The 25,063-nt window shown below is 65.7% G+C and carries 25 protein-coding genes and 1 tRNA gene; 21 read left to right on the top strand and 5 right to left on the bottom strand.

Annotated elements, in window-relative coordinates; genetic code table 11:
* Positions 1 to 176 precede the first annotated feature (176 nt).
* The 7 genes from ACYQ4T_RS15035 (at position 177) to ACYQ4T_RS15005 (ending at position 9,376) form a co-directional block, all read left to right on the top strand.
* The gene (locus tag ACYQ4T_RS15035; protein ID WP_459855600.1) at positions 177 to 1,784 is read left to right on the top strand and encodes a carboxyl transferase domain-containing protein; all 1,608 of its coding nucleotides are present in this window, start codon (positions 177 to 179) and stop codon (positions 1,782 to 1,784) included.
* A gap of 10 nt (positions 1,785 to 1,794) precedes the next feature.
* Entirely contained in the window at positions 1,795 to 2,568 is a 774-nt protein-coding gene (locus tag ACYQ4T_RS15030) for an enoyl-CoA hydratase/isomerase family protein (protein ID WP_459855598.1), read from the top strand.
* The gene (locus ACYQ4T_RS15025) at positions 2,565 to 4,547 is read left to right on the top strand and encodes an acetyl/propionyl/methylcrotonyl-CoA carboxylase subunit alpha (protein WP_459855596.1); all 1,983 of its coding nucleotides are present in this window, start codon (positions 2,565 to 2,567) and stop codon (positions 4,545 to 4,547) included. The genes ACYQ4T_RS15030 and ACYQ4T_RS15025 overlap by 4 nt, the downstream gene beginning before the upstream one ends.
* Positions 4,544 to 5,446 carry a hydroxymethylglutaryl-CoA lyase gene (locus ACYQ4T_RS15020; RefSeq protein ID WP_459855594.1) on the top strand — a complete coding sequence of 301 codons (903 nt, stop codon included), beginning with the start codon at positions 4,544 to 4,546 and terminating at the stop codon, positions 5,444 to 5,446. Before ACYQ4T_RS15025 ends, ACYQ4T_RS15020 begins: the two co-directional genes overlap by 4 nt.
* 55 nt (positions 5,447 to 5,501) lie before the next feature.
* Entirely contained in the window at positions 5,502 to 7,190 is a 1,689-nt protein-coding gene (locus tag ACYQ4T_RS15015; RefSeq protein ID WP_459855592.1) for an AMP-binding protein, read from the top strand.
* 263 nt (positions 7,191 to 7,453) lie between these two features.
* Entirely contained in the window at positions 7,454 to 8,203 is a 750-nt protein-coding gene (locus ACYQ4T_RS15010; protein ID WP_459855590.1) for an SDR family oxidoreductase, read from the top strand.
* A 24-nt stretch (positions 8,204 to 8,227) separates the two neighbouring features.
* Positions 8,228 to 9,376, top strand: a complete 1,149-nt coding sequence (locus ACYQ4T_RS15005; protein WP_459855588.1) for a pepsin-like aspartic protease — start codon at positions 8,228 to 8,230, stop codon at positions 9,374 to 9,376.
* Here ACYQ4T_RS15005 and ACYQ4T_RS15000 read toward each other — a convergent pair whose 3' ends face one another.
* On the bottom strand, positions 9,377 to 9,796 hold the full coding sequence (locus ACYQ4T_RS15000) for a cupin domain-containing protein (RefSeq protein ID WP_459855586.1): 420 nt from the start codon (positions 9,794 to 9,796) through the stop codon (positions 9,377 to 9,379). It lies immediately after the preceding gene.
* A gap of 11 nt (positions 9,797 to 9,807) precedes the next feature.
* The gene (locus tag ACYQ4T_RS14995) at positions 9,808 to 10,263 is read right to left on the bottom strand and encodes a carboxymuconolactone decarboxylase family protein (RefSeq protein ID WP_459855584.1); all 456 of its coding nucleotides are present in this window, start codon (positions 10,261 to 10,263) and stop codon (positions 9,808 to 9,810) included.
* Between the two features lie 181 nt (positions 10,264 to 10,444).
* Between ACYQ4T_RS14995 and clpS the strand changes: the two genes are divergently transcribed.
* The 12 genes from clpS to ACYQ4T_RS14935 all read left to right on the top strand — a co-directional run bounded on the left by clpS (position 10,445) and on the right by ACYQ4T_RS14935 (position 20,910).
* Positions 10,445 to 10,750: an ATP-dependent Clp protease adapter ClpS gene (clpS, locus tag ACYQ4T_RS14990; protein ID WP_459855583.1), complete on the top strand. Its 306-nt coding sequence runs from the start codon at positions 10,445 to 10,447 to the stop codon at positions 10,748 to 10,750.
* 98 nt (positions 10,751 to 10,848) lie between these two features.
* Entirely contained in the window at positions 10,849 to 11,541 is a 693-nt protein-coding gene (locus ACYQ4T_RS14985) for a GntR family transcriptional regulator (RefSeq protein WP_459855581.1), read from the top strand.
* Between the two features lies 1 nt (position 11,542).
* A complete protein-coding gene (locus ACYQ4T_RS14980) occupies positions 11,543 to 12,397 on the top strand; it encodes an ABC transporter permease (RefSeq protein WP_459855579.1) in 855 nt (284 codons plus the stop codon).
* An 8-nt stretch (positions 12,398 to 12,405) separates the two neighbouring features.
* Positions 12,406 to 13,239, top strand: coding sequence for an ABC transporter permease (locus tag ACYQ4T_RS14975; RefSeq protein ID WP_459855577.1), 834 nt, complete (start codon positions 12,406 to 12,408; stop codon positions 13,237 to 13,239).
* A gap of 37 nt (positions 13,240 to 13,276) precedes the next feature.
* Complete coding sequence (locus tag ACYQ4T_RS14970; RefSeq protein ID WP_459855576.1) at positions 13,277 to 14,323, top strand: polyamine ABC transporter substrate-binding protein; 1,047 nt, start codon at positions 13,277 to 13,279, stop codon at positions 14,321 to 14,323.
* A 74-nt stretch (positions 14,324 to 14,397) separates the two neighbouring features.
* The gene (locus ACYQ4T_RS14965) at positions 14,398 to 15,447 is read left to right on the top strand and encodes an ABC transporter ATP-binding protein (RefSeq protein ID WP_459855574.1); all 1,050 of its coding nucleotides are present in this window, start codon (positions 14,398 to 14,400) and stop codon (positions 15,445 to 15,447) included.
* A 5-nt stretch (positions 15,448 to 15,452) separates the two neighbouring features.
* Positions 15,453 to 16,148: an RraA family protein gene (locus ACYQ4T_RS14960; RefSeq protein ID WP_459855572.1), complete on the top strand. Its 696-nt coding sequence runs from the start codon at positions 15,453 to 15,455 to the stop codon at positions 16,146 to 16,148.
* Positions 16,141 to 16,863, top strand: a complete 723-nt coding sequence (locus ACYQ4T_RS14955) for an HpcH/HpaI aldolase family protein (protein ID WP_459855570.1) — start codon at positions 16,141 to 16,143, stop codon at positions 16,861 to 16,863. Before ACYQ4T_RS14960 ends, ACYQ4T_RS14955 begins: the two co-directional genes overlap by 8 nt.
* Positions 16,864 to 16,868: 5 nt before the next feature.
* Positions 16,869 to 18,479 (top strand): 5-guanidino-2-oxopentanoate decarboxylase, encoded by a 1,611-nt coding sequence (locus tag ACYQ4T_RS14950; RefSeq protein WP_459855568.1) that lies wholly within the window; start codon positions 16,869 to 16,871, stop codon positions 18,477 to 18,479.
* A gap of 12 nt (positions 18,480 to 18,491) precedes the next feature.
* A complete protein-coding gene (locus ACYQ4T_RS14945; RefSeq protein WP_459855566.1) occupies positions 18,492 to 19,619 on the top strand; it encodes a serine hydrolase domain-containing protein in 1,128 nt (375 codons plus the stop codon).
* A gap of 72 nt (positions 19,620 to 19,691) precedes the next feature.
* A complete protein-coding gene (locus tag ACYQ4T_RS14940) occupies positions 19,692 to 19,910 on the top strand; it encodes a hypothetical protein (RefSeq protein ID WP_459855563.1) in 219 nt (72 codons plus the stop codon).
* Positions 19,911 to 19,962: 52 nt separating this feature from the next.
* A complete protein-coding gene (locus tag ACYQ4T_RS14935) occupies positions 19,963 to 20,910 on the top strand; it encodes an aldo/keto reductase (protein ID WP_459855561.1) in 948 nt (315 codons plus the stop codon).
* A 9-nt stretch (positions 20,911 to 20,919) separates the two neighbouring features.
* Here ACYQ4T_RS14935 and ACYQ4T_RS14930 read toward each other — a convergent pair whose 3' ends face one another.
* Positions 20,920 to 21,147, bottom strand: a complete 228-nt coding sequence (locus ACYQ4T_RS14930; protein WP_459855560.1) for a GIY-YIG nuclease family protein — start codon at positions 21,145 to 21,147, stop codon at positions 20,920 to 20,922.
* Positions 21,148 to 21,303: 156 nt separating this feature from the next.
* Positions 21,304 to 21,393, bottom strand: a tRNA-Ser gene (locus tag ACYQ4T_RS14925).
* Positions 21,394 to 21,609: 216 nt separating this feature from the next.
* Between ACYQ4T_RS14925 and ACYQ4T_RS14920 the strand changes: the two genes are divergently transcribed.
* Complete coding sequence (locus ACYQ4T_RS14920; protein WP_459855558.1) at positions 21,610 to 21,912, top strand: hypothetical protein; 303 nt, start codon at positions 21,610 to 21,612, stop codon at positions 21,910 to 21,912.
* A gap of 186 nt (positions 21,913 to 22,098) precedes the next feature.
* Positions 22,099 to 24,147, top strand: a complete 2,049-nt coding sequence (locus ACYQ4T_RS14915) for a hybrid sensor histidine kinase/response regulator (RefSeq protein ID WP_459855556.1) — start codon at positions 22,099 to 22,101, stop codon at positions 24,145 to 24,147.
* Here the strand turns inward: ACYQ4T_RS14915 and ACYQ4T_RS14910 are convergent.
* A complete protein-coding gene (locus ACYQ4T_RS14910) occupies positions 24,144 to 25,010 on the bottom strand; it encodes an alpha/beta hydrolase (RefSeq protein WP_459855554.1) in 867 nt (288 codons plus the stop codon). The genes ACYQ4T_RS14915 and ACYQ4T_RS14910 overlap by 4 nt on opposite strands.
* Positions 25,011 to 25,063 lie beyond the last annotated feature (53 nt).

Here is a 25,063-nt window from a genome sequence, read left to right as displayed (position 1 = left end):
CCGATTTCTCCGCAATCTAATCACGAAGCCCGCAAAGGTCCTTGCGTATTCCATCAACCCGCCGGACGCTTTGTTGTTTCGCGGGGCGGGCGGGACGCAATATTTCGCAATTGCTGCGGCGCAGCGTGACTTTCGCGGCGGCAGACCGCTAGGATGCGCCGATTCAGGGAGAGCCTATGGCGCGTTTGGAAACCAGTCTGGACCGGCGATCGGAGAGCTTTCGCCAGAACCACGAGGCGCTCGCGCAGGCGGTGGCGACCCTCAAGCGGAATGTCGACAAGGTCGCCGAAGGCGGCGGCGCCACGGCGCGCGAGCGGCATTTGAAGCGCGGCAAGCTGCTGCCCCGCGATCGTGTGCGGACCCTGATCGATACCGGCTCGCCCTTCCTGGAACTTTCGCAACTCGCCGCCTGGGGCATGTATGAGGACGAGGTGCCCTGCGCCGGGATGATCACCGGCATCGGCCGGGTCTCGGGCCGCGAATGCCTGATCCTGGCCCATGACGCGACGGTCAAGGGCGGCACCTATTATCCGATGACGGTGAAGAAACACCTGCGCGCCCAGGCGATCGCGCAGGCCAATCATCTTCCCTGCATCTATCTGGTGGATTCCGGCGGCGCCAACCTGCCGAACCAGGACGAGGTCTTTCCCGACCGCGAGCATTTCGGCCGCATCTTCTACAACCAGGCCCAGATGTCTGCCGCCGGCATCCCGCAGATCGCCGTGGTGATGGGCAGCTGCACCGCGGGCGGCGCCTACGTCCCCGCCATGGCCGACCAGACCATCATGGTGAAGAACCAGGCCACCATCTTCCTCGGCGGCCCGCCGCTGGTGAAGGCCGCGACCGGCGAGGTGGTGACCGCCGAAGATCTCGGCGGCGCCGAGGTGCACACCCGCACCTCCGGCGTCTCCGATTACATGGCGGAGAACGACGCGCAGGCGCTCGGCCAGGCTCGATCGATCGTCGCCAATCTCAACCGTGTGAAGCGCCATGGCCTCGAAGTGCGGGAGCCGCGTGCGCCGCTCTATGATCCGGCGGAGATCTACGGCATCGTTTCCGCCGATCCCCGCCAGCCTTACGACGTCCGCGAGATCATCGCCCGGATCGTCGATGCCTCGGAGTTTGACGAGTTCAAGCCGCTCTACGGGGCGACCTTGGTGACGGGCTTCGCGTATATCTGGGGCTATCCGGTCGGCATCGTCGCCAACAACGGCGTGCTGTTCTCGGAATCCTCGCTGAAGGGCGCGCATTTCATCGAGCTCTGCAGCCAGCGCGGCATCCCGCTCGTGTTTCTGCAGAATATCACCGGCTTCATGGTCGGGCGGAAATACGAGAGCGGCGGCATCGCCAAGGACGGCGCCAAGATGGTGACTGCGGTTTCCTGCGCCGCGGTGCCGAAGTTCACGGTCATCATCGGCAACAGCTTCGGCGCCGGCAATTACGGCATGTGCGGCCGGGCCTATGACCCGCGCTTCCTCTGGATGTGGCCCAATGCCCGCATCGCCGTCATGGGCGGCGAGCAGGCCGCCAACGTGCTCGCCCAGGTGAAGCGCGACGGCATCGAGGCCAAGGGCGGCAAATGGTCGATGGAAGAAGAGGCGAGCTTCAAGGCGCCGATCGCCGCGCAATACGAGCGCCAGAGCGACGCCTATTACGCGACCGCGCGACTCTGGGACGATGGCCTCATCGATCCAGCCGAGACCCGCAACGTGCTCGGCCTCGCTTTGTCCGCGAGCCTGAATGCACCGGCAGAGGAGACACGCTTCGGCGTGTTCCGCATGTGAGGTTTAGAGCGTGAGCCTGATCGTAGAAACCCAGAACGGCGTCACCACGCTGACCCTGAACCGGCCGGACGTGCACAACGCCTTCGACGAGGCGCTGATCGCCGAGCTGACCGACGCTTTCACCGCCGCTGCCGAAGACGACAGCGTCCGCGCCGTGGTGCTGCGCGGCAACGGCAAGAGCTTCTCCGCCGGCGCCGACTTGAATTGGATGAAGCGTATGGCGGGCTTCGACGAGGCGGAGAACCTGGCCGACGCCAGCCGCCTCGCTCTGTTGCTCCACACCATCGACACCTGCCCGAAGCCGGTGATCGCGCGGGTGCATGGCAACGCCTTCGCCGGCGCGATCGGGCTGATCGCCTGTGCGGATCTTGCCGTGGCGGTGACGGAAGCTGAATTCGCGGTGACGGAAGTACGCTTGGGCTTGATCCCCGCCGTGATCAGTCCGTACCTCATCCGCGCCATGGGCGCGCGACAGGCGCGGCGCTGGTTCCTGACCGCCGAGCGCTTCTCGGCCGAGCAGGCCCTGGCCATGAACCTCGTCCACGAAGTCGTTGCCGCGGACGAGCTCGACCCTTGCGTCGACCACTGGCTGGACGCGATCCGCAAGGCGGGGCCGCATGCACTATCGGCCGCCAAGCTGCTGGTGCGCGCAGTGGACCAGACCCCCAGCCCCGAGATCATCGAAGACACCGCGAAACGCATCGCTGCGATCCGTGCCGGCGCCGAGGGCAAGGAAGGCGTCGCCGCCTTCCTCGAGAAGCGCAAGCCGGGCTGGGTGCAATGAGGGCGATCGACACCGTCCTCATCGCCAACCGCGGCGAGATCGCCTGCCGGATCATCCGCACGCTGAGACGCATGGGCATCCGCAGCGTCGCGGTCTATTCCGAGGCCGACCGCAACGCGCTGCACGTTGCCCTGGCCGATGCCGCCTATGAGATCGGCGCAGCACCCCCGCGCGAAAGCTATCTCAACCAGGCGAACATCCTCAAAGCCGCCAAGGAAAGCGGCGCCGACGCGATCCATCCCGGCTACGGCTTCCTCTCGGAGAATGCGACCTTCGCCGAAGCCTGCGCCAAGTCGGGTGTGATCTTCATCGGCCCGCCGGCCTCTGCGATCCGCGCCATGGGCTCGAAGAGCGAAGCCAAGGCGCTGATGGAGAAAGCCGGCGTGCCGCTGGTGCCCGGTTATCACGGCGCCGACCAGTCGCTGAAAGTCCTGCAAACAGCCGCCGACAAGATCGGCTATCCGGTGCTGATCAAGGCATCGGCCGGCGGCGGCGGCAAAGGCATGAAGGTCGCCACCAGCGCCGCTGAGTTCAAGGACGCGCTGGAATCCGCCCAGCGCGAAGCGAAGAACGCCTTCGCCGACGACCGCGTGTTGATCGAGAAGTACCTGACCCAGCCGCGCCACATCGAGGCGCAGATCTTCGGCGACAGCCACGGCAACATCATCCACCTGTTCGAGCGCGACTGCTCGATCCAGCGCCGGCACCAGAAGGTGATCGAGGAAGCGCCGGCGCCGGGCCTCTCGGCGGAACGGCGGGCCGCCATCGGTAAGGCCGCGGTCGAAGCCGGGCGCGCGGTCGGTTATGTCGGTGCCGGCACGGTCGAGTTCATCGTGGAAGGCGAAAACTTCTACTTCATGGAGATGAACACCCGGCTCCAGGTCGAGCATCCGGTGACCGAGGCGATCACCGGCCTCGATCTCGTCGAGTGGCAGATCCGCATCGCGCGCGGCGAGAAGCTGCCGAAGACGCAAAGCGAGCTCGCGATCCAGGGCCATGCGATGGAAGTCCGCCTCTACGCCGAGGACCCGGCCCGGGAATTCCTGCCGCAGACCGGCGCCCTGCATCATCTTCGTTTCCCCGACGACGCGCGCGTCGACTCAGGCATCCGCGCCGGCGACGCGGTCTCGATCCACTACGACCCGATGATCGCGAAGCTCGTCACCCACGGCGCCGACCGCGCCGAAGCCATCGCGCGCCTGCGCCGTGCGCTCGCAGCAACGGAAGTCGGCGGCCTTGCCACCAATCTCGATTTCCTGCAGGCGATCCTGCGCCAGCAGGACTTCGCCGCCGGCAAGGTCGATACCGGCTTTATCGAGCGCCATCGTGCCGAGCTGCTGCCGGAAGCGCCGCCGCTGCCGGTCAACGCACTGGCGCTGGCAGCGCTCGCGGTGTTGCGCGCCGGCGAGCGCGACGCCGTCACGCAGTCCGGCGATCCGCATTCGCCCTGGGCGCGGCTGCCCGGCTGGCGGTTGAACCGCGACGCCTATGCCGACCTCGTCTTCCAGCATGGCGAGGCGGTGCTGAGCTTGCGCGCACATTACCGCGCGTCGGGCTATGCCCTGGACCTGCCGGACGGCACGGTCGAGGCCGATGCGACCTTGGACGTGGACGGCGCGGCCGCGGCGCGCATCGGCGGAACGCGCTGCAAGGGCCGCGTGGTGCGCCGCGACACGGAATGCCTGGTCTTCCTCGACGGCGCCACGCATCGCCTGACCTTGATCGACCCGCGACGTCCCTCGGGATCCCATGCCGCGACCACCGGGAAGATCCTGGCGCCGATGCCAGGCACCGTGACCAAGGTTCTGGTCGTGGCCGGCGTGGCGGTCAGCAAAGGCGCGGTGCTCGCCATCGTCGAGGCGATGAAAATGGAGCATGCGGTGAAGGCGCCGCGCGACGGCAAGGTGAAGGCCGTGCATTTCGCCGCCGGCGACCAGGTGACCGACGGCGCCGAGCTCCTGGTGCTGGAGGAGGCATGAGCCTGCCGTCTTCCGTCCGCATCGTCGAAGTCGGCCCGCGCGACGGCTTGCAGAACGAGCCCACACCCGTCTCGGTCGCCGCGCGGATCGCACTGATCGAAGGCCTGGTCGAGGCGGGTATCAGGACGGTGGAAGCGGGGAGCTTCGTCTCGCCGAAATGGGTGCCGCAGATGGCGGATACCGCCGCGGTGCTGGCGGGCCTGAAGAGACGAGACGGCGTGCGCTATCCGGTCCTGGTGCCGAACCTGCAAGGCCTTGAGGCGGCCGAGGCCGCCAACGCCAAGGACATCTCGATCTTCGCCGCCGCCTCGGAGAGCTTCAGCAAGAAGAACATCAACTGCTCGATCGCCGAAAGCCTCGACCGCTTCCGCCCGGTGGCGGCGCGCGCCCTGGAGCAGGAGCGGCGGGTCCGGGGCTATGTCTCCTGCGTGCTCGGCTGTCCCTATGAAGGCGAGATCGCGCCGGAAGCCGTCGCGCGCGTCGCCAAAGCGCTCTTCGACATGGGCTGCGAGGAAATCTCCTTGGGAGACACGATCGGCACCGGTACGCCGCTCAAGGCCAAACGCATGATCGAGGCCGTGGCCAAGCACGTGCCGATGAAGCAGCTCGCCGTGCATTTCCACGACACCTACGGCCAGGCCCTGGCCAACATCCTGGCGGCGCTGGAGCTCGGGATCGCCGTGGTCGACAGCTCGGTCGCGGGCCTCGGCGGCTGTCCCTATGCCAAGGGCGCCTCCGGGAACGTCGCGACCGAGGATGTCGTTTACATGCTGAACGGCATGGGCATCGCGACCGGCATCGATCTCGACCGGCTGGCCAAGACCGGCCGCAACGTGCTGCAGCAGCTCAACCGCGCGCCTGCATCCAAGGTCGCACAGGCGCTCGCCGCCAGGGCGTAGTATGGTTTCCGCTCAAGCCCCGCAGCAGACGGGGCGCCTCTAACGGGAGGATGCGATGACGCAAGCGATGAGTTATGTCAGCGGCATCAGCGATACGCCGCTGCTCGGCAAGACCATCGGCCAGGCGCTGGACGATGCTGCCCATGCCTGGCCCGATCGGCCGGCGCTAATCGATCGCGGCACCGGCACGCGCTGGAGCTGGAAGCAACTCCGCGACGAGGCCGACGCCTTCGCGGCCGGCCTGCTGGCACTCGGGCTGAAACCCGGCGAGCGGATCGGCATCTGGTCCTTGAACCGTGCCGAATGGGCGCTGACCCAGTTCGCCGCGGCCAAGGCCGGGCTGATCCTGGTCACGATCAATCCCGCCTATCGCCTGACCGAGCTCGAATATGCGCTCAATCTCGTGGGCTGCGCGGCGATCGTCACCGCGACGCAATTCAAGACCAGCGACTATATCGGCATGCTGAACACCCTGGCGCCCGAGCTCGCCGGTGCCAAACCCGGCGCACTCAAAGCCGCCAAGCTGCCGAGCCTGCGCATGGTGATCCAGATCGCCGGCAACAATCCGGGCACCATCCCGTTCGCCGACGTCCCCAAACGCGGCGGAGATATCCAGCGTGCGGAGCTGAAACGCCTCGCCGACACCCTGCAATTCGACGACCCGATCAACATCCAGTTCACCAGCGGCACCACCGGCAACCCGAAGGGCGTCACCCTCACCCATCACAACATTCTCAACAACGGCTATTTCGTCGGTCGCGGCTGCGCGCTGACGCCGGAGGACAAGATCTGCATCTCGGTACCGCTCTACCATTGCTTCGGCATGGTGATGGGCAATCTCGCTGCCGTCACCACCGGCGCCGCCATGGTCTATCCGGGCGAGGGCTTCGACCCGCTGACCAGCCTGGAGGCGATCTCTGGCGAGGGCTGCACCGCGGTCTACGGCGTGCCGACCATGTTCATTGCCCAGCTCGAGCATGCCCGCTTCAAGGAATTCTCGATGGCGAGCTTGCGCACCGGCATCATGGCCGGCTCGCCCTGTCCGATCGAGCTCATGAAGAAGGTCATGGCGGTGATGAATGTCCGCGAGATGACCATCTGCTACGGCATGACCGAGACCAGCCCGGTCAGCTTCCAGAGCGCGGTCGATGACCCGATCGAGCGACGCGTCTCCACCATCGGCCGGGTCCACCCGCATGTCGAAGTGAAGATCATTGACGCCGAGGGCCGGATCCTGCCGCGCGGCGAAAAGGGCGAGCTCTGCACCCGCGGTTATTCGGTGATGCGCGGCTACTGGGCGCAAGCCGACAAGACCGCCGAGGCGATCGACGCCGGGCGCTGGATGCATACCGGCGACCTCGCCACCATCGACGAGGCCGGCTACTGCAACATCGTCGGCCGGATCAAGGATCTGGTGATCCGCGGCGGCGAGAATGTCTACCCGCGCGAGGTCGAGGAATATCTCTACCGCCACCCGAAGATCCAGGACGTGCAGGTCTTCGGCGTCGCCGACGCCAAATATGGCGAGGAGCTCTGCGCCTGGGTGCGCCTGCGCGCCGGAGAGACCCTGACCGAGACGGAAGTCCAGGAATTCTGCCGCGGTCAGATCGCCCACCAGAAGATCCCGCGCTACGTCCGCTTCGTGGACGCCTTCCCGACCACCGTCACCGGCAAGGTCCAGAAATACAGGATGCGCGCGGCGATGGAGGAAGAGCTCGGCGTCAAGGCGGCGAAGACGGCTTGAGCTGGGTAGATCTAGCGCTGAATCTAAAGCACCGCGGCGGCATCAACCCCCGCCCTAGCCCTCCCCCGATCTCGGTGGAAGGGACTCTTTTGAACGGCTGCGGCGCTAGACAGCCTCACTCTTCCCTTCCCCCAAGATTGGGGGAAGGTTGGGGAGGGGATTGATGCAGCCGGAGCGTTTCAGATCTAGCGCTCGGTCTTGGCAGGGGCAGCACCATCCGCTAGCGTGCCCGACCGAATCCCACAGGCACAGAAAGTCCAACCATGAGTGATCAAGGCAAGGTCGTGCTCGTCACCGGCGCGGGCAGCGGCATCGGCCGCGCGGTCGCCCTCGCATTCGCCAAGGCGGGCTATCGCCTGGCTGTCACCGGCCGCCGCGCCGAGCCGCTGAACGAGGTGGTGGCGGAGGCGGGTAAGCCTGCGATCGCCATCCCGGCCGACGTCACCGATCCGAAGTCGGTCGCCGCCCTCTTCGCCCAGGTGAAGGCGGCCTTCGGGCGGCTGGACGTGCTGTTCAACAACGCCGGCACCATCGCCCCGGCGATCAACCTGGAAGAACTGACGCCGGAACAGTGGAAGGCCGTGGTCGATACCAATATCAGTGGCGTCTTCTACTGCACCCAGGAAGCCTTCAAGATCATGAAGGACCAGAACCCGCAGGGCGGCCGCATCATCAACAACGGCTCGATTTCGGCGACGGCGCCGCGACCGAACTCGGCGCCCTATACGGCGTCGAAGCATGCTGTACACGGCCTTACCAAGTCGACTGCGCTCGACGGGCGGAAATACAACATCGCCTGCGGCCAGATCGACATCGGCAACACGCTCACCCCGATGGCGCAGGCGATGACCAAGGGCGTGCTGCAGGCCGACCTTTCGGTCAAGACCGAGCCGACCTTCGACGTGGCGCATGTGGCGAGCTCCGTCCTCCATATGGCCAGCCTGCCGCTTGAGGCCAATGTACTGACGATGACCGTGATGGCGACCAAGATGCCCTTTGTCGGTCGTGGTTAGCGGGGGCCGCGGATAGGTGCGCCCATGGGGCGGGTCGCGCGGATCCCGATCACCAACGTCCATGCCGACGGCGCCTATACCGGCATGATCCTGGTGGGACCACGGCAGAAACCGATGCACGTGCTGCTGGACAGCGGCAGTGCGGTCTTCGCCATCGACGGCCGCAAGTACCAACCCGACCTGGCGGCCGGCGACCGCACCACCCGCTTCGCGCAATACATGAGCTATTCCGACGGCGCGCATTGGTCGGGCGGCGTGATTAAGACCGCGGTCGCGGTCGGCCGCAAGGGCAAGCGCATCACCGCGCAGAACATCAATCTGGCGCTCGCCACCGAGCAGTCCAAGGGCATGTTCGGCCGCACCGACGGCATTCTCGGCTTGGCCTATGCGCCGCTGGACGAGGCCTGGGAGATGCCACTGGACACCACGGCCAATCGCTACAGCAGCACCAAGGTCCGCGAAGGGCGCTACACCCAGATCACGCCCTATCTGCGGCACCTCGATCAACTGAAGGTCGTCTCCGACATCTTCGGCTTCTACACCTTGCGCTCCTGTATCCACCGAGCGAGCCGGAATCCGGCGGACGATCCGCTGAACCAGGGCTGGATGGTGCTGGGCGGCGGCACGCAATGCCGCGAGTTCTATACTGGGAAATTCCAGACCGCGAAGGTGCTGGCCGAGCAATGGTACAACACCAACCTGAAGGCCATCATCGTCGGCGAAACCGCGCCGCTTAGCGTGCATCAGCAGCCGCCGGCGGGCTATCCTTCGAACTCGATTGTCGACAGTGGCACGACCAGCATCGATCTCGGTCCGCTCCTGCTCAAAGCCGTGATCTCGCGCTTCAGACCGGACCAGCAGCGCCTGATGCAGGCGGCGCTCGCGCGCAAGAAGCACCCTTGCGTGCCGATGGATGGACTCAATCTCGGGAAATGGCCGGACCTCACCTTCATCCTGCAGGGCCTGGGCAAGACCGACGTGGTCCTGAAGGTCCGCCCGCAGGACTATTGGCAGGTGAACGCGCCGAAGCCTGGCCTCGCCCAGCTCGCCTTGACGCAAGGCGAGCCGGGCTTCGCGATCCTCGGCCTGCCGCTGATGAACGGCTATTTCACCATCTTCGACGGCGAGGCCGACAACGACCGCGGCGTGGTCAAGTTCGCTGAACGGAGGTAGCTACTTGGCTTCGCCCGGTTCGGTGAGCGCGGCGCCCTCATCGGCGATGAAGATCGCGATCAGCGATGCCGGCTCGGTGGCGCTGGCATTCTCGCTGACCAAGTGGCTCGATCCCGGCGGCTCGAAGAAGGATTCGCCGGCTTTGTAGACCTTGGCTTCGTCGTCGCCCGAAACCTGCGAGCGGATCGACCCTGTGAGAACGTAGGCAAAAACGCTGCCGGCGTGATGATGCGCCCCCGACTTGCCGCCGGGCGCGTAGTTCACCACCACCGCGCTCATCGCCTTGCCCGGCACGTTCGGCAGCAGCTTGGCGAAGATCTGCTGCGCATTCGCATCGTCGCTCGCGGACGCGCTGAAGCCGGAGAACAAGGCGGCGGCGCCGAGCGCCAGGGCGGCGAGGATCTTGGACTCGCGTGTCATATTCATTCTCCTTAAGCGGCCCTAGCCTTCACCGGATGCAAATAGCGCAAGCCAATGGCGATCCGGTTCCAGGTGTTGATCACGCCGATCAGAGTGGTGAGGTTGGCGGTTTCGGCCTCGTTGAAATGCTTGCGAACCTCTTCGTAGACCTCGTTCGGCGCATGGGTCTCGGCGATCAGCGTGAGCGCCTCGGTCCAGGCCAGGGCGGCGCGCTCGCGCTCGGTGTAGAGCGGGGATTCCCGCCAGGCGTCGAGCAGGTAGAGCCGTTCCTCGGTCTCGCCATGGGCGCGGGCGTCCTTGGTGTGCATGTGGATGCAATAGGCGCAGCCGTTGATCTGTGAGGCGCGGGTCTTCACCAGTTCGATCAAGGAATGCTCCAGGCCACTGGCGGCGATGATGGGCTCGATCGCGGCGACCGCCTTCATGGTCTCGGGGGCGGCGGTATAGGCGTTCAGGCGGGCTTTCATCTCAAGTCTCCTTTGGTTTGGGTTGGTGTCTTGCCCCGAAAGACGGAGCCGGGCCGGGTCTTGTGACAGCCGCCGTCAGGACTGTGACGGCCCGCACAGGTGACATCGCCGCGCAATGGAACTAGGCTGCGGAAGCGCGATTTGGGGGAATGGCGTAACGGGAGTCCCCAGAGGTCGTCCGATGCCTGACTTCACCGTCAAACCGGTCATCAAGCCGGAGCTCAAGGTCGAGAAGCCGCGGCTCTACAAGGTCATCCTGCTGAACGACGACTACACGCCGCGGGAATTCGTGGTGCGCGTGCTCAAAGCCGAGTTCCGCATGACCGAGGACCAGGCCCATGCGGTGATGTACACGGCGCATACCAAGGGCCTCTGCGTGGTCGCGGTCTTCACCAAGGACATCGCTGAGACCAAGGCGACCCGCGCCACCGACATGGCCCAGTCCAAGGGCTATCCGCTGCAATTCATCGCCGAGCCGGAAGAATAGGCCTGCGGCACCTCCCGGTTGATCGCGCGGGCTGCTTGCGCACGCGCATATATTTATGACATACTATTAATATATTAAAGTAAAAACAATAGTTTAACGTGGCAAAATCGGGAATACGGCAGAGCGATACGGCTTACGAGCGGCTGCGGGAGCTGGTGATCCACGGCGCGCTCAAGCCCGGGGCGCTGATCGAGGAGGCGGCCGAGATGGAGCGCCTCGGGGTCGGCCGCACGCCGCTGCGCGAGGCGTTGCAGCGCCTGGCGCATGAAGACCTGATCGAGGTCGTGCCGCGGCGCGGCTATTTCGTCACCACGATCTCCGCGGCCGAGATGTTCCAGATCTTCGAAGCGCGCCTCGCCATGGAGATCCAGGCCGCAAGGCTGGCCGCTGAGCGCGCGACGCCGGAGGCTTTGGCGGCGCAGCGCGCATTGCTGGATGAAGCCCGCGCCGGGATCGCGGCGGACAACCGCGATCCCGCCTGGAATCTCGCGATCGATGAGCGCTTCCATGGGCTGATCGCCGCAGCTTCCGGGAATCGCTACCTCGCCGCGAACTTGACGCGCTTCTACGGCCTTTCGGTCCGCACCCTCTATCTCTCGAAGATCCCGATCACCCTGGTGAAGGACGAGATCGCGAACTTCGTCGCGGTATTCGATGCCATCACGGCGGGTGATCCCGATCTGGCCGAGCGCGCGATGCGCCGGCATCTCGAGTTCGATCCCATGGTCATGATCGGAATCGCGCCCCAGACGCGCAATGCCGATTCGCCCAAACAATCGGCCGAGGCCTGACATGGCGAATCGGCGCGGCTTCATCGTCACCCTGCTGATGCTGGCGCCTTCGACCGTGCTAATCGCCGTCTTCCTGATCGTGCCGATGATTATCGTGATCGGCTACAGCTTCGCCGGTCGCGATGCCTATGGCGGAATCGTGCCGGGCTTCACGCTCGACTCCTACCGCGAGCTGTTCCAGCCGCTCTACGTGCCGATCTTCTGGAACTCGGTGAAGCTCGCCTTCTGGAACACGGTACTCTGCGTCCTCGCGGCCTATCCGATCGCCTATTTCATCGCCTTCCGGGCGGGCCGCTGGGCGCCGGTCCTGCTGATCCTGATGCTGATCCCGTTCTGGATCGACTTCCTCATTCGCATCTCCGCCTGGGTCGTGCTCCTGGGCCGCAACGGGATGATCAATGCGGTCCTCACCAGCTCCATCCTGGACGAGCCGGCCCGGATGCTCGGCACCTACGGCGCGGTTCTGGTCGGGCTGGTCTACGCCTTCCTGCCCTCGGCGGTGTTTCCGATCTACGCTGCCTTGCAGCCGATCGACCGGGCGCTGCTGGAGGCCGGCCGCGATCTCGGCGCCGGGCCATTGCAGAATTTCCGGCGCGTGACCCTGCCGCTCTCGCTACCAGGCGTGATGGCGGCCTGCCTCTTTGTCTTCGTGCCCTCGATGGGTGTCTTCGCCATCCCGGTGCTGCTCGGCGGCGGCAAGAGCATCATCGTCGGCAACCTCATCGTCCAGCTCTTCCTCGACTTCCGCAACATGCCTCTCGGCTCGGCGGTTTCGGTCGTGCTGCTGATCTTCTCCTCGCTCGGCATCCTCCTCTACATGCGCGCGCTCCGCCGCGTCGAAGCGGCCAGAGCATGACCGCGGGCATGACCGACTCCGCCCTCACGCGCCGGCAGAAGACCCGGATCTGGGTCGAACATCATCTGCTCGGCCGGATCTCGCCCGCCGTCACCCTGCTCGCCTATCTGTTCCTGTTCCTGCCGATCGTGGTGCTGGTGATCTATTCCTTCAACGCCTCGCGCTCGACCGTGGTCTGGAGCGGCTTCACCCTCGACTGGTATGGCGAGGTGTTCCAGGACCGCGGCCTGCGGCAGGCGCTGCAGGTCAGTGCCGTCATCGCCTTCGTCTCCGCGCTGGTCAGCACGGCGATCGGTGCGCTGACCGCGCTCGCCATCGTGCGCCGGCGCTTTCCCGGCCGCGACGCGCTGGCCACCCTGCTGCTGGCGCCGATGGTGCTGCCGGAAATCGTGCTGGCGGTCGCCTTGCTGGTCTTCATGGTGGCGATGAACGTGACGCTCGGCTATTTCACCATGATCGTCAGCCATGTGCTGATCTCGGTGCCCTTCGCCACCCTGATCGTGCGTTCCGCGGCGGCTTCGCTCGACAAGAGGCTGGAGGAGGCGGCGGCGGATCTCGGCGCCGACGAATGGCAGGCCTTCTGGCGGGTGACCTTCCCGCTGCTGCTGCCGCCGATCGTCACCGCCTTCCTGCTGGCGGCGACCTTGTCCTTCGACAATTTCGTGATGTCGACCTTCACCTCGGGGGTCGGCACCACGCCGCTGCCGCTCAGGATCTACTCGATGCTGAAACTTGGCATCACGCCGGAGATCAACGCCCTGGGCGCGCTGATGGTGCTGCTCAACGTCTTCGTCGTCGTGGTCGTGATGGGGCGGCACCTGTCGCTCATTGTGAAGAAGTAACGTCAAGGGGCTTTCCGTTAGGAAGAAAGGGTGGATCATGAACAAGAAAGTGTTGGCCGGGATCGTCGTCGCCGCCGTGGTGGTGGCCGGCGGCTACCTCTTCATGCAATCGAAGGGGTCGCAAGAGCTGCATATCTATGCCTGGGCCGATGAGGTCCCGCAGGCGATCCTGGACGATTTCTCCAAGGAAACCGGAATCAAGGTGACGCTCGACACCTTCGACTCCAACGAATCGCTGATCGCCAAGCTGGAAGCCGGCGCCGCAGGCTACGACCTGATCGAGCCCTCGCAATACGCGGTGCAGATCCTGGAGAAGAAGGGGCTGGTCGAACCGCTCGACCATGCCAAGATCCCGAATCGGAGCAACCTCAGCAAGGTGTTCCAGGAGATCTCCTTCGATCCCGGCAACAAGGTCAGCATTCCCTTCATCTGGGGCACCACCGGTTTCGCCTACAACGCCGACTGCGTGAAGGAGCCGATCAGCTCCTGGAAATCGCTCTGGGACCCGCAGTACAAGGGCCGCATCTACATGCTGGACAACATGCTGGCGGCCTATATCGCCGGGTTGCAGGTGAACGGCTTCAAGGCCAACACCACCAACGCCGACGAGATCGCCAAGGCGACCCAGACCCTGATCGACCAGAAGCCGCTGCTGGCCGGCTATAACAGCACCAACTTCGCCGACCTGGTCTCCTCCGGCGAGGCCTGCATCGTCGAGGCCTGGAGCGGCAACGTGCTGCAGGCGATCGAGCAGAATCCGAAAGTGCATTACGTGCTGCCCGATGAAGGCGGCACGATGTGGGTGGATGGCTTCTCGATCCCGAAGGGGGCGAAGAACATCGACGCCGCCTACAAGTTCCTGGACTACATCCTGAAGCCGGAAGTCGCCGCCAAGGTCACGACCCTCACCAAGGTGGCGAGCGCCGTCGAGAAGTCGAAAGAACTGCTGCCGAAGGAGCTTGCCGAGAACGCCGCAGTCTTCCCGCCGGCCGACAAGCTGGCCAAGGCCGACTTCATCCTCGATCTCGGTGATGCGATGAAACACTACCAGGACGGCTGGACCAAGGTGAAGGCCACCGAGTGACCATCCATACCTGACGGCGGGGCGCATCCTCCCGCGCCCCGCCGCCTTTCTTCGGCTTTCTGGATCGAATTCTGATGACCGATACCGCCGTCGAGCTGCGCAACGTCTCCAAGAGCTTCGGCACCGCCGGGGCCTCGGCCGAGATCAACGCGGTTTCCGACATCAACCTCGCGATCGGCAACGGCGAGTTCTTCACCTTGCTGGGGCCTTCGGGCTGCGGCAAGACCACGACCCTGCGCATGATCGCCGGCTTCGAGCAGCCGACCGCCGGCGACCTGCTGATCCGCGGCCAGAGCATGAACGGCATTCCGGCGCATTTGCGGCCGGTCAACACCGTCTTCCAGTCCTATGCGCTGTTCCCGCACTTGAACGTCGGCGACAATGTCGGCTTCGGCCTCGACGTCAAGGGCGTCGCCAAGCCGGAGCGCCAGCAACGGGTCGAAGAGGCGCTGAAGCTGGTGCAGATGGAGCACATGATCGCCCGCAAGCCCTCGGCGCTCTCCGGCGGCCAGCAGCAGCGCGTCGCCTTGGCGCGCGCCCTGGTGAACCGGCCGGCGGTGCTGCTGCTCGACGAGCCGCTCGGCGCGCTGGACCTGAAGCTCCGCAAGGAGATGCAGATCGAGCTGAAGCATATGCAGCGCCGGCTCGGCATCACCTTCATCTTCGTGACCCACGACCAGGAAGAAGCGCTCACCATGAGCGACCGGATCGCGGTCATGCACAAGGGCCGGGTGCTGCAGGTCGATGACCCGATCGGCATCTACGAGCGGCCGACCACTTTGTTCGGTGCCGGCTTCATCGGCGAAATGAACTTCCTCAAGGCCACGGCAATCGAGCTGCCGGCGAATCTTGCAGCCGGCAGCGATGCGACCTTGGCCTTCCGTCCGGAGGCTCTCTCTTTCGCGCCTTATGAGAACGCCCGGGCGCCGCTGCTGAAGCTCGACGGCGTTTTGCAGGAATCGATCTATATCGGCACCGACCGGCGCTATCAGGTCCGGCTCGATTCCGGCGAGACCGTCTTTGTCCGCATCCAAAACAGCGGGCGCCATATCCCCGACATCGCGCATGGCGACCGCTGCAGCCTCTACGTTTGCACTGCCGACATCCGCGTTCTCACCGAGTGAGCGAAATGAGTTTCAAGTCATACCGGATCCAAGAGATGCCGCCGCAACTGCCGGCCGATGCCATGACCGAGCTGCAGAAGGTGGAGGTCGCGACGATCGGCCATTATCTGCACGATCGCTTTATGGCACCCGCCTTGCGGCCGATCCTCGACGGCCGCCGCATCGCCGGCACGGCGGTGACGCTGTCGATCCCCGGGCCTGACTCGACGCTGCTCTATTACGCCATGGACCGGCTGCGGCCGGGCGACGTGCTGGTGGTCGATCGCGCCGGCGACGACCGCCATGCCTGCTGGGGAGGCTTCATGGCGGCGGTGGCGAAAATCCGCCAGGCGACCGGGATCATCATCGACGGCATGGTGACCGATCCCACCGAGATCCGCGCGCAGGGCGTTCCGACCTGGGCCCGCGGCGTCTCGCAGATCACCACCAAGCTCTTGAACCTCGGTGGCGCGTTCAATCTCCCGGTCTCCTGCGGTGGCGTCGCCGTCAACCCCGGCGACGCGGTGCTGGCCGATGATTGCGGCATCGTGGCCCTGCCGCCCGATGAAGTCGCCGGCGCCACCAGGACCGCGCTCGCCGACCAGGCCGATGAGGGCGAATGGCTGGCCAAGCTCAGAGCCGGCAAGAAGCTGCAGGACCTGGTCGATATCGACAAGATGATCGCCGAACGCAACAAGCTGGATGGAGCTGTGCATGGCTGACGATCCCAGCAAGCTCGCGGTCTGGCTGACCACGCCAAACCATATCTTCGTCGAGATCGCCCGGGATCTTGGCTATTCGAAATTCCTGCTCGACATCGAGCATGGGCTGTTCGATCTCGAGCCCACCGACCGCCTGATCGCCTACATCAAGGCCCTGGGCTGCGAGGTCTATGCCAAGGTGCTGGGACCATCGGTGGTGCCGATCCAGCAGGCCCTCGACATGGGCGTCGATGGCGTGATCATCCCGCATATCCTCGGCGTCGAGCATGCGCGCGAGGTCTGCGCCGCAGCCAAGTATCCTCCCCTCGGCCTGCGCAGCTTCGCCGGCACCCGCACCGCGAAATACGGCGGCGTCAACCAGGCCTGGTATGAGAGCGAGAACCGCCGAGTCAAATGCTTCCCGATGATCGAGTCGAAGGAGGCCTGCGCCGACGTGGAGAAGATCCTGGCGCTGCCGACGGTCGATGGCTGCTTCCCCGGCACCAGCGACCTGTCTCTCAGCTCCGGCCGCGGCGCCTACAAGAACACCGAGGAAGACAAGCGCGACCTCCGGCGCATCGCCGCCGCGGCGAAGGCGGCGGGCAAGCCCTGGATCATGCCGGCCTGGACCCGGCCGGAACGCAGCTTCGCCCAGGAGCTCGGCTGTGACTGGATGGTCGTGGTCGACGAAACCGGCTCGCTCTATACCGGCCTCGCGCAGGCTTTGAAGGATTGATGGATATGACCAAGGAAATTGCTTCCGGCGCGGCGCTGATGAAGTTGCTGAACGCCTATGGCGTCGACACCGTGTTCGGCATGCCCGGCGTGCACACGCTGGAAGCCTATCGCGGCCTCGACGGCGCCGGCATCCGGCATATCGGCGTGCGCCACGAGCAGGGCGCCGGCTTCATGGCCGACGGCTATGCAAGAGTCTCCGGCAAGCCCGGCGTCTGCCTGATCATCAGCGGCCCCGGCGTCACCAATGCCGCGACGCCGATCGGCCAGGCCTATTCCGATTCCCAGCCAATGCTGGTCATCTCCAGCGTCGCCGCGACCAAGGATCTCGGCATGGGCCGCGGCATGCTGCATGAGATCCGCGACCAGGCGGGGGTCACCGAGCCGATCACCGCCTTCTCAGCGGTGGCGCAGAATCCCGACCAGGTGCGCGAACTGGTGCACCGCGCCTTCGCGCTCTTCGCCACCGAGCGGCCGCGGCCCTGCCACATCTCGATTCCGCTCGACGTGTTCAAGCAGCCGGACGGAAGAGAAGCGAAAGCCCGCGTTGCGCCGCCGCTGCCGCTCTGCGACCCGAAGGCGGCGGAGGACGCGGCCCGCCTGCTCGGCAAAGCCAAACGCCCGGTCATCATTGCCGGCGGCGGCAGCGTCGGCGCCGCGCAGGAACTGGTCGCCGTCGCCGAGAAGATCGGCGCCGCGGTCATTCCGACCATCGCCGGCAAGGGCGTCATCCCCGACGATCATCCGCTGGCTTTCGAGGTCACGCTGGACCGCCCGGCGACCCAGGATTTCCTCGGCACCGCCGATCTCGTCCTCGCCGTCGGCACCGAACTGGCCGAGCCCGATGTCTGGCTTGAAAGCCCGCTCACCCTGGGCGGCCAGCTGATCCGCATTGACCTCGATCCCACCGTGCTGGCGCGTGACTACGACAGCGCGGTCGCGATCCGCGCCGATGCCAAGGTGACCCTCGCCGCGATCGGCGCCGCCCTCGACAAGCTCGGCGCGGCAACCTCGGGATTCAAGGGCGGCAACGAGATCGCCGAGTGCCGCGCCGCCGAGCGCGCGAAGCTCACCGCCCTGGAGCAGAAACATGTGAAGGTGCTCGAAGCGCTCCGCCGCGCGGTGCCGCGGGACGGCATGGTCTTCACCGACATGACCCAGCTCGCCTATACCGGCTACGGCTTCTATCCCGCCTTCGACCCGAAGACCTGGTTCTTCCCGGCCGGCTACGGCACCCTCGGCTTCGCCCTGCCGGCGGCAATCGGCGGCCAACTGGCGGCGCCGAAGCGGCCGGTGGTTGCGCTGATGGGCGACGGCGGCTTCCTCTTCACCCTGCAGGAGCTCGGCACCGCAGTGGAGCAGAAGCTGCCGCTCGCCGTCCTGCTCTGGAACAACGACAGCCTGGCGCAGATCCGCGACGGCATGAAGGCGCGCAACATCCCGACCATCGGCGTCAACCAGCTCAACCCGGATTACATCGCGATCGGGAAGGCCTTCGGTTGCCGCACCGAGCAGCCGAACAGCCTTGCCGATTTCGAGCGGGCCTTGCAGGATGCCTTCGCGGCCGATCGGCCGACCCTCATCGAAATGCGCGAAGACGCGCCCTACCTCGCCTGAAAGCCGACCATCATGGATTCTACCGAGACCGTCACGCTCGCCAACTGGCGCCGCTCGCCCTGGAATCGCTGGGCCTTCCACCATGTTTCCGAGCTGGTCCCGGTCGCGATGATCCCGACCGACCCCGCGCGGTCGAAGCCGCTGCCCGAGGATTTGGCGGTGCCGAACGCGCTGCCCGACGGCCTCAGCATCGACCAGGTGCTGCGCGAGACCGAGACCGACGGCTTCCTGGTCTTGCGCGGGGGCAGCCTGATCTACGAATGGTATGCGAACGGGCTTTCGCCGGACTCGCCGCATATCATCTTCTCGATCTCGAAATCGATCTCGGCCATCCTGGCCGGCATTCTGGCCGGGCAGGGCAAGCTCGACCCGGACGCGCCGGTCGCGCGATACATCCCCGAGGTCGCGGGCTCGGCCTATGCCGACGCGACGGTGCGGCATGTGCTCGACATGACCGTCAGCATCGATTTCGATGAAAGCTACCTCGATCCCCAGGGCGCCTTCGCCCGCTACCGCGAGGCGATGGGTTGGAATCCCGTCGCCGATCCGGCGCAGACGCCCGGCCTGCACCAATTCCTGACCACGCTGCCGCGCGGCCAGGCGCCGCATGGCGAAAGCTTCCACTACGTCTCGCCGAATTCCGATCTCCTCGGCTGGATCATCGAGCGCGCCGCGGGCCGGCCCTATGCGGAGCTGCTTTCCGAGCTCATCTGGAAGCCGATGGGCGCCGCGCACGACGCATACGTCACCATCGACAAGGCCGGCGCCGCGCGTTCGGCCGGCGGCATCTGCACCACGCTCCGCGATCTCGCCCGCTTCGGTGAGATGCTGCGCCTGGGCGGCCAGGGCATCGTGCCGAAGCCCTGGATCGAAGACATCCTCACCAACGGCGACCGCGCCGCCTGGCAGCGCGGCGACATGGCGAGCCTGCTGCCGAACGGCCGCTACCGCAGCAAATGGTACCTCACCGGCAATGCGCATGGCGCCTGGACCGGCATCGGCATCCACGGCCAATGGCTCTACATCGACCCCGAGGACAAGCTGGTGATCGCGAAATTCTCGTCCCAGGCCCTGCCGGTCGATGATCCGATGGATCTCCGCCTGCTCCGATTCTTCGAGCAGGTCGGCCAGGCACTCTGACCGCTCGGAACAGGTTCGACATCATCGGGTTGACCCCGCAGAGGCTGGAGGTTCTCTGCAGGAGGTGCATGCATGACCACGGACGAGGAGATGCTCGCCGACCGCCAACGTCTCTGGCACGATTTCAGCCGCCTGCTGTTCTGGGGCGCGCTGCATGCCGCGGTGGCCCTGATCGTGGTGGTGATGTTCGCCGTCATCGGCCCGACCGTCGGCACCTTCATCATCGGCCTCGCGCTGATCGGTGGCAACATCGCGATCACGGCCGCCTATTTCATGTCGCATCGCTGGTAGGCTTCTTCGCTCTGCGCTATCCTCCCGCCAACATTTCGCCAGGGGAACACGCATGGGACGCATGAAGCTCGACGTTTCGAAGATCTGTTTCGGCACTTCCTCTCTCTCGAGCATGCCGGACACCTACGGCTATGAGGTCCCGCTCGAGCGCGCCCATGACACGGTGCGGACGATCTTCGACAGCAGCGTCAATTTCCTCGACACCTCCCGGATCTACGGCTTCGGCCGCAGCGAGGAGCGGATCGGCGACGTGATCCGCGAACGCGGCGGGTTGCCGAAGGGTTTCGTGATCTCGACCAAGCTCGACCGCGACCCCAAGACCAACAAATTCGACGCTGGCGAGGCCCGCCGCTCGCTGGAAGAGAGCCTGAAGGCACTCCATCTCGACCGCGTGCATCTGCTGCACCTGCACGATCCGGAGCATGCCCGCTCGCTCGCCGAGGTGACCGGCAAGGACGGCGCGCTGCCCGCCCTCGTCAAGATGAAGGAAGAAGGGCTGTGCGACGCGATCGGCCTCGCGGCCGGCACGCTCGCGGTGATGATGCCGCTCCTGAAGGATTGGGAATTCGACGCCCTCATCACCCATAACCGCTTCACCCTGGTGAACCGCAACGCCGAGCCGATGATCGCCTTCGCCGCGCAGAAGGGGATCGCGGTCCTCAACGCCGCGCCCTATGCCGGCGGCGTGCTGGCCAAGGGCTCGGACTCGTTCAAGCGCTATGTCTACCAGCAGGCCAGCGACGAAGTGCTGAGCCCGGTGAAGCGGGTCGAGGCGGTCTGCGCCCGGCACGGCGTCCCGCCGGGAGCGGCGGCGCTGCAATTCTCGATGCGCGACCCGCGCATCACGTCGACGATCTGCGGCGTCAGCAAGCCGGAACGGGTGAAGGAGACGCTCGCCTGGGCCGAATGGAAGATCCCCGCAGCACTCTGGGACGAGCTCCAGTCGCTGCCCTTCGCCACGGACGACCCGGAAGCCACCCGCCAATACAGCGCGGGGTGAGCGCGTCCTTCAGCGCAGCAAGCGCTTCTTGGCGAAAGCCTCGCCCGAGCCGGACTTGAAATGGACCTCGAGCTGCCGCGCGTGGACTTTGCTCGGTACGGCAACATAGGACTTGAGCGCCACCGGCAGGTAAGCCTTGGTGGACGTCACTTCGCCGCGGGATTGCGCGCCGAATCGTCGACTGAGATCGTCGGTTGAGCCGACGTAGTTGTCGCCATTGCGAGAAAGTAGACGCACCACACGGTGGCCACCCCCATCCCGCCTGTGACCGCGGGAGGGAAAAATAGCGGACCAAGCGGCACCAGTCTCCCCACGCCAAGGCTTCGGGAGACCACCCTTCGCCCTACGGGCCTCAGGTGGATGGGCCACCTGAAGCCCCGAAGGGGCGTAGGATGGCGGAGGAGGCGGGATTCGAACCCGCGATAGGCTTTCACCTATGCACGCTTTCCAAGCGTGTGCCTTAAGCCACTCGGCCACCCCTCCTGCGCGCGCGGAAACTATCCGAGCCTCAATCGAGGTGCAACCCATCCAAAACCACCCCATGGGGGGTGAGTTTGCGATTTATTTGTTAGGTTTATAAGCAGTTTTCTACAGTTTTTATCCAAATAAATCAATGGCTTAGCGTCCATTTGCGCGTGACAGCCGCGGTCCATCGGCGTAGCCTCCTCCTGCAGGCAATTCGGCAGAGGAGTCCCTCCCATGACGGTAAGACGGATCATTGGCATGGTGATGCTGGCCGCGGCCCTGATGTTCGGCGCCGCCGAGTTCTGGCTCAGTGTCATGAACACCTATGGCGCCCCGGACATCACCATGGGCAGCCTCTGGTTGCTGGTCAGCGCCCGCAGCCTCAACATCGTGCAGTCGCTGATCACCGAGCATGTCTGGAGCCCGCTCTGGAATCTCGGCATCTCGCCGCTGCTGGTGGCGCCGGCCTGGTCCTTCTTCGGCGCCCTCGGGCTGCTGTTCTTCATCTTCGGCCGGCCGAAGGTGGTGGAGCGCTGACCGGCCCTCCGCCTTTCCACGCGTCCCCGGCCAACCCAACGTGAGTTACCCGGCGGATTTTCCGCCGGGTAACTTGATTTCTATCAATCTCCAAAGAGACTATGGGGCCAGGACCTTCCGGCGCGCCCCGACACTCGCACCTCGTGGCTCCGCCGGCCGGCCGGAATGCCGTCCCGCGAGGCTCGGATGAACTTTCTCAGCGCCTTCTTCGACACCCAGCAATTTGCCCCGCATGGGCAATGCCTGCTCTGGCAGTCGGACCTGCTCATTCTCTACACGGTCTCCGACGCCGCGATCGCACTCGCCTATTTCTCGATCCCGTTGGCACTGGCCTATTTCGTGATCAAGCGGCGCGACATCGCCTTCCGCTGGGTCTTCGTGCTGTTCTGCATCTTCATTGTCGCCTGCGGCACCACGCATGTCTTCGACGTCTGGACCCTGTGGAACCCGGACTACGGCATGGCCGGCCTGGTCAAGGCGGTGACGGCGGTCGCCTCGATCCTGACCGCCGTCATGCTCTGGGACCTGATGCCGAAGGCGCTGGCGCTGCCCGGGCCGCAGCAGCTCAAGAGCCTCAACCTGCTGCTGGAGAAGGAGCTCGGCGAGCACCGTTCCGCAACCGCGACCTTGAAGGACATGACCGAGGCGCTGGAGCGCCGGGTCCAGGAACGCACCGCGGCGCTGGAGCGCGAAGTCGCCCAGCGCCGCGCCACCGAGGTCGAGCTCTTGAAGAGCCGCGAGCAGTTCCGCCACCTCTTCCTCAGCAACCCGCTGCCGATGTGGATCTACGACCGCGACAGCCTCGAATTCCTCGAGGTGAACGACGCCGCGATCACCAACTACGGCTATACCCGCGACGAGTTCCTGAAGATGCGCCTGCCCGACATCCGCCCGCCGGAGGAGGTCGCCAGGCTGATGTCGGTCCTGGAGCAGGGCGTCGGCGCCTATGAGCAGAGCAGCAACTGGCGGCACCGCCGCAAGAACGGCGAGGTCATCACGGTCGACATCTTCACCCACGAGATCACGATCGAGGGCCATAACGCGCGCCTGGCCGTGGTGCTGGACGTCACCCAGCGCAACATCGCCGAGGAGCAGCTCCGCCAGGCGCAGAAGATGGAAGCGATCGGCCAGCTGACCGGCGGCATCGCCCATGACTTCAACAATCTCCTGGCCATCATCCAGGGCAATATCGAGCTGGTGCACGAGAAGGTGAAGGGCGACCCGAAGCTCGCCGAGATGATCGACTATGCCTTGCGCGCCGCCGAGCGCGGCGCCTCCTTGACCAAGCGCCTGCTCGCCTACTCGCGCCAGCAGCCTTTGGCCCCGAAGCCGGTCGACATCGCCGTGCTGATCGCCGGCATGTCCGACCTGCTGCGCCGCGCGCTCGGCGAGACCATCGAGGTCAGGACCCATATGGCACCCGGCCTCTGGCCGACCCGGATCGACCAGAACGAGCTCGAGCATGCGATGCTCAACCTCGCGGTCAATGCGCGGGACGCGATGCCGAACGGCGGCACGCTCTCGATCGAGGCCGAGAATACCCAGCTCGACGCCGCCTATGCCGACCACAACATCGAGGTCAAGCCCGGCCCCTATGTGATGATTGCGATCACCGACACCGGCGCCGGCATGAACAAGGAGGTGATCGAGCGCGTCTTCGAACCCTTTTTCACCACCAAGCCGGTCGGCCAGGGCAGCGGGCTCGGGCTCTCCATGGTTTATGGCTTCGTCAAGCAGTCCGGCGGCCATATCAAGGTCTACAGCGAGCCCGGCCACGGCACCACGGTCCGGCTCTATCTGCCGCGCTTCGCCGACAAGCCGGAGGCCGAACCGGCGCCGCACGAGACGCCGCTCGACCTGGACCACAAGGGCGAGGTGATCCTGGTGGTCGAGGACGATCCAGACGTCCGCAAGCTGGTCCTCGGCATGGTCGAGAGCCTCGGCTACCAGACCATCTCCGCGATCGACGGGCCGAGCGCCCTCGAGGCGCTGGAGCGGGTCGGCCGGGTCGACCTGCTGTTCACCGACGTGGTCTTGCCGCGCGGCATGAACGGCGCGGCGCTGGCCCGCTCGGCGCAGCAGCGCCAGGCCGGCCTCCGGGTGCTCTACATGTCGGGCTACACCCGCAACGCGATCCTGCACAACGGCGCGCTGGACGATGGCGTGCAGCTCATCACCAAGCCCTTCCGCAAGGCCGACCTCGCCGCCAAGCTGCGCGAGGCGCTTAACGGCTAGGGGACCGGGCGGCGAGGACAGTGGGAAAGGAAATCGATCACCGCGCGGCGCATCGGGTTGTCCGCGGTCCAGAAGCTGGAGAATTGCAGCAACACGTCGGTATGGTCCAGGCCGGGATAATCGAGCCGGCGGACCGGATTGCCGGCCGCCGCCAGGCGGCGTTCCAGGCGGACACTGTTGGCAGGATCGACCGTCTGGTCGGCATCGCCCGTGACCAGCAGGACCGGCGGGCTGGGATTCCCGGCATGGGTAATCGGCAAGGCCTCTGCCCGGTCCCTGGCGGTGCCGAACACGCCGCGCAGGAGCTCGGTGTCGAAGTCGAAGTCATAGGGGCCCGCCAGGCCGACGATGCCGCAGAGTCCGTCGGCGTCGAACCCGGCGGCGGAAGCCCAGCGCCGGTCCAAGGCCAGCATCATCGCGTTATAGGCCCCGGCGGAATGGCCCATCAGGAATATCCGCCGCGGATCGCCGCCATAGCCGGCGACCCGGTCATGGGTCCAGCGCAAGGCGCCCGCACCGTCTTCCAGGAACGCCGGAAACCGAACCGCCGGGTAGAGGCGGTAGTCGGGGATGACGACGACGAAGCCTTGCGATGCCAGCAGCTGCCCGATGAAGCGGTAGTCGCCCCGCTCGCCGCTGTTCCAATAGCCGCCGTAAAAGAACACCACGACCGGCGCCGGGTCCGCGCGCGGCTTCTCCGGGCGGTAGACGTCGAGCGCCTGGCGCTCGATCTCGCCGTAGCGCAGGCCGGCGCTCAGCCGGTAGCCGTTGTCGGTGGTCAAGGCATTGAGCGCATCCACCGGTCGGCAGGCGCTAAGTCCGATGGCCAGCAGCAGGGAGGCGGTCGCCAGGAATCGGTGCATGCTGTCCACAGGCCGGCGCGGGATCGCGGAAGGTGGCCGAACCGGCCGGGCGC

The sequence above is a fragment of the Dongia sp. agr-C8 genome (genome assembly GCF_054658695.1).
The sequence above is the reverse complement of the archived record's forward strand: the minus strand, read 5'-3'. Positions and strand labels throughout refer to the sequence as shown.

What these genes read in the sequence shown, in the direction of transcription:
- ACYQ4T_RS14960 (WP_459855572.1), top strand. Translation starts at nt 15,453, where the DNA reads ATGAGTTTCAAGTCATACCGGATCCAAGAGATGCCGCCGCAACTGCCG.
- clpS (WP_459855583.1), top strand. Translation starts at nt 10,445, where the DNA reads ATGCCTGACTTCACCGTCAAACCGGTCATCAAGCCGGAGCTCAAGGTC.
- ACYQ4T_RS15005 (WP_459855588.1), top strand. Translation starts at nt 8,228, where the DNA reads ATGGGGCGGGTCGCGCGGATCCCGATCACCAACGTCCATGCCGACGGC.
- ACYQ4T_RS14975 (WP_459855577.1), top strand. Translation starts at nt 12,406, where the DNA reads ATGACCGACTCCGCCCTCACGCGCCGGCAGAAGACCCGGATCTGGGTC.
- ACYQ4T_RS14980 (WP_459855579.1), top strand. Translation starts at nt 11,543, where the DNA reads ATGGCGAATCGGCGCGGCTTCATCGTCACCCTGCTGATGCTGGCGCCT.
- ACYQ4T_RS14915 (WP_459855556.1), top strand. Translation starts at nt 22,099, where the DNA reads ATGAACTTTCTCAGCGCCTTCTTCGACACCCAGCAATTTGCCCCGCAT.
- ACYQ4T_RS14920 (WP_459855558.1), top strand. Translation starts at nt 21,610, where the DNA reads ATGACGGTAAGACGGATCATTGGCATGGTGATGCTGGCCGCGGCCCTG.
- ACYQ4T_RS14935 (WP_459855561.1), top strand. Translation starts at nt 19,963, where the DNA reads ATGGGACGCATGAAGCTCGACGTTTCGAAGATCTGTTTCGGCACTTCC.
- ACYQ4T_RS15020 (WP_459855594.1), top strand. Translation starts at nt 4,544, where the DNA reads ATGAGCCTGCCGTCTTCCGTCCGCATCGTCGAAGTCGGCCCGCGCGAC.
- ACYQ4T_RS15000 (WP_459855586.1), bottom strand. Translation starts at nt 9,796, where the DNA reads ATGACACGCGAGTCCAAGATCCTCGCCGCCCTGGCGCTCGGCGCCGCC.
- ACYQ4T_RS14965 (WP_459855574.1), top strand. Translation starts at nt 14,398, where the DNA reads ATGACCGATACCGCCGTCGAGCTGCGCAACGTCTCCAAGAGCTTCGGC.
- ACYQ4T_RS14940 (WP_459855563.1), top strand. Translation starts at nt 19,692, where the DNA reads ATGACCACGGACGAGGAGATGCTCGCCGACCGCCAACGTCTCTGGCAC.
- ACYQ4T_RS15015 (WP_459855592.1), top strand. Translation starts at nt 5,502, where the DNA reads ATGACGCAAGCGATGAGTTATGTCAGCGGCATCAGCGATACGCCGCTG.
- ACYQ4T_RS14950 (WP_459855568.1), top strand. Translation starts at nt 16,869, where the DNA reads ATGACCAAGGAAATTGCTTCCGGCGCGGCGCTGATGAAGTTGCTGAAC.
- ACYQ4T_RS14995 (WP_459855584.1), bottom strand. Translation starts at nt 10,263, where the DNA reads ATGAAAGCCCGCCTGAACGCCTATACCGCCGCCCCCGAGACCATGAAG.
- ACYQ4T_RS14955 (WP_459855570.1), top strand. Translation starts at nt 16,141, where the DNA reads ATGGCTGACGATCCCAGCAAGCTCGCGGTCTGGCTGACCACGCCAAAC.
- ACYQ4T_RS15010 (WP_459855590.1), top strand. Translation starts at nt 7,454, where the DNA reads ATGAGTGATCAAGGCAAGGTCGTGCTCGTCACCGGCGCGGGCAGCGGC.
- ACYQ4T_RS14970 (WP_459855576.1), top strand. Translation starts at nt 13,277, where the DNA reads ATGAACAAGAAAGTGTTGGCCGGGATCGTCGTCGCCGCCGTGGTGGTG.
- ACYQ4T_RS14945 (WP_459855566.1), top strand. Translation starts at nt 18,492, where the DNA reads ATGGATTCTACCGAGACCGTCACGCTCGCCAACTGGCGCCGCTCGCCC.
- ACYQ4T_RS15035 (WP_459855600.1), top strand. Translation starts at nt 177, where the DNA reads ATGGCGCGTTTGGAAACCAGTCTGGACCGGCGATCGGAGAGCTTTCGC.
- ACYQ4T_RS14910 (WP_459855554.1), bottom strand. Translation starts at nt 25,010, where the DNA reads ATGCACCGATTCCTGGCGACCGCCTCCCTGCTGCTGGCCATCGGACTT.
- ACYQ4T_RS15025 (WP_459855596.1), top strand. Translation starts at nt 2,565, where the DNA reads ATGAGGGCGATCGACACCGTCCTCATCGCCAACCGCGGCGAGATCGCC.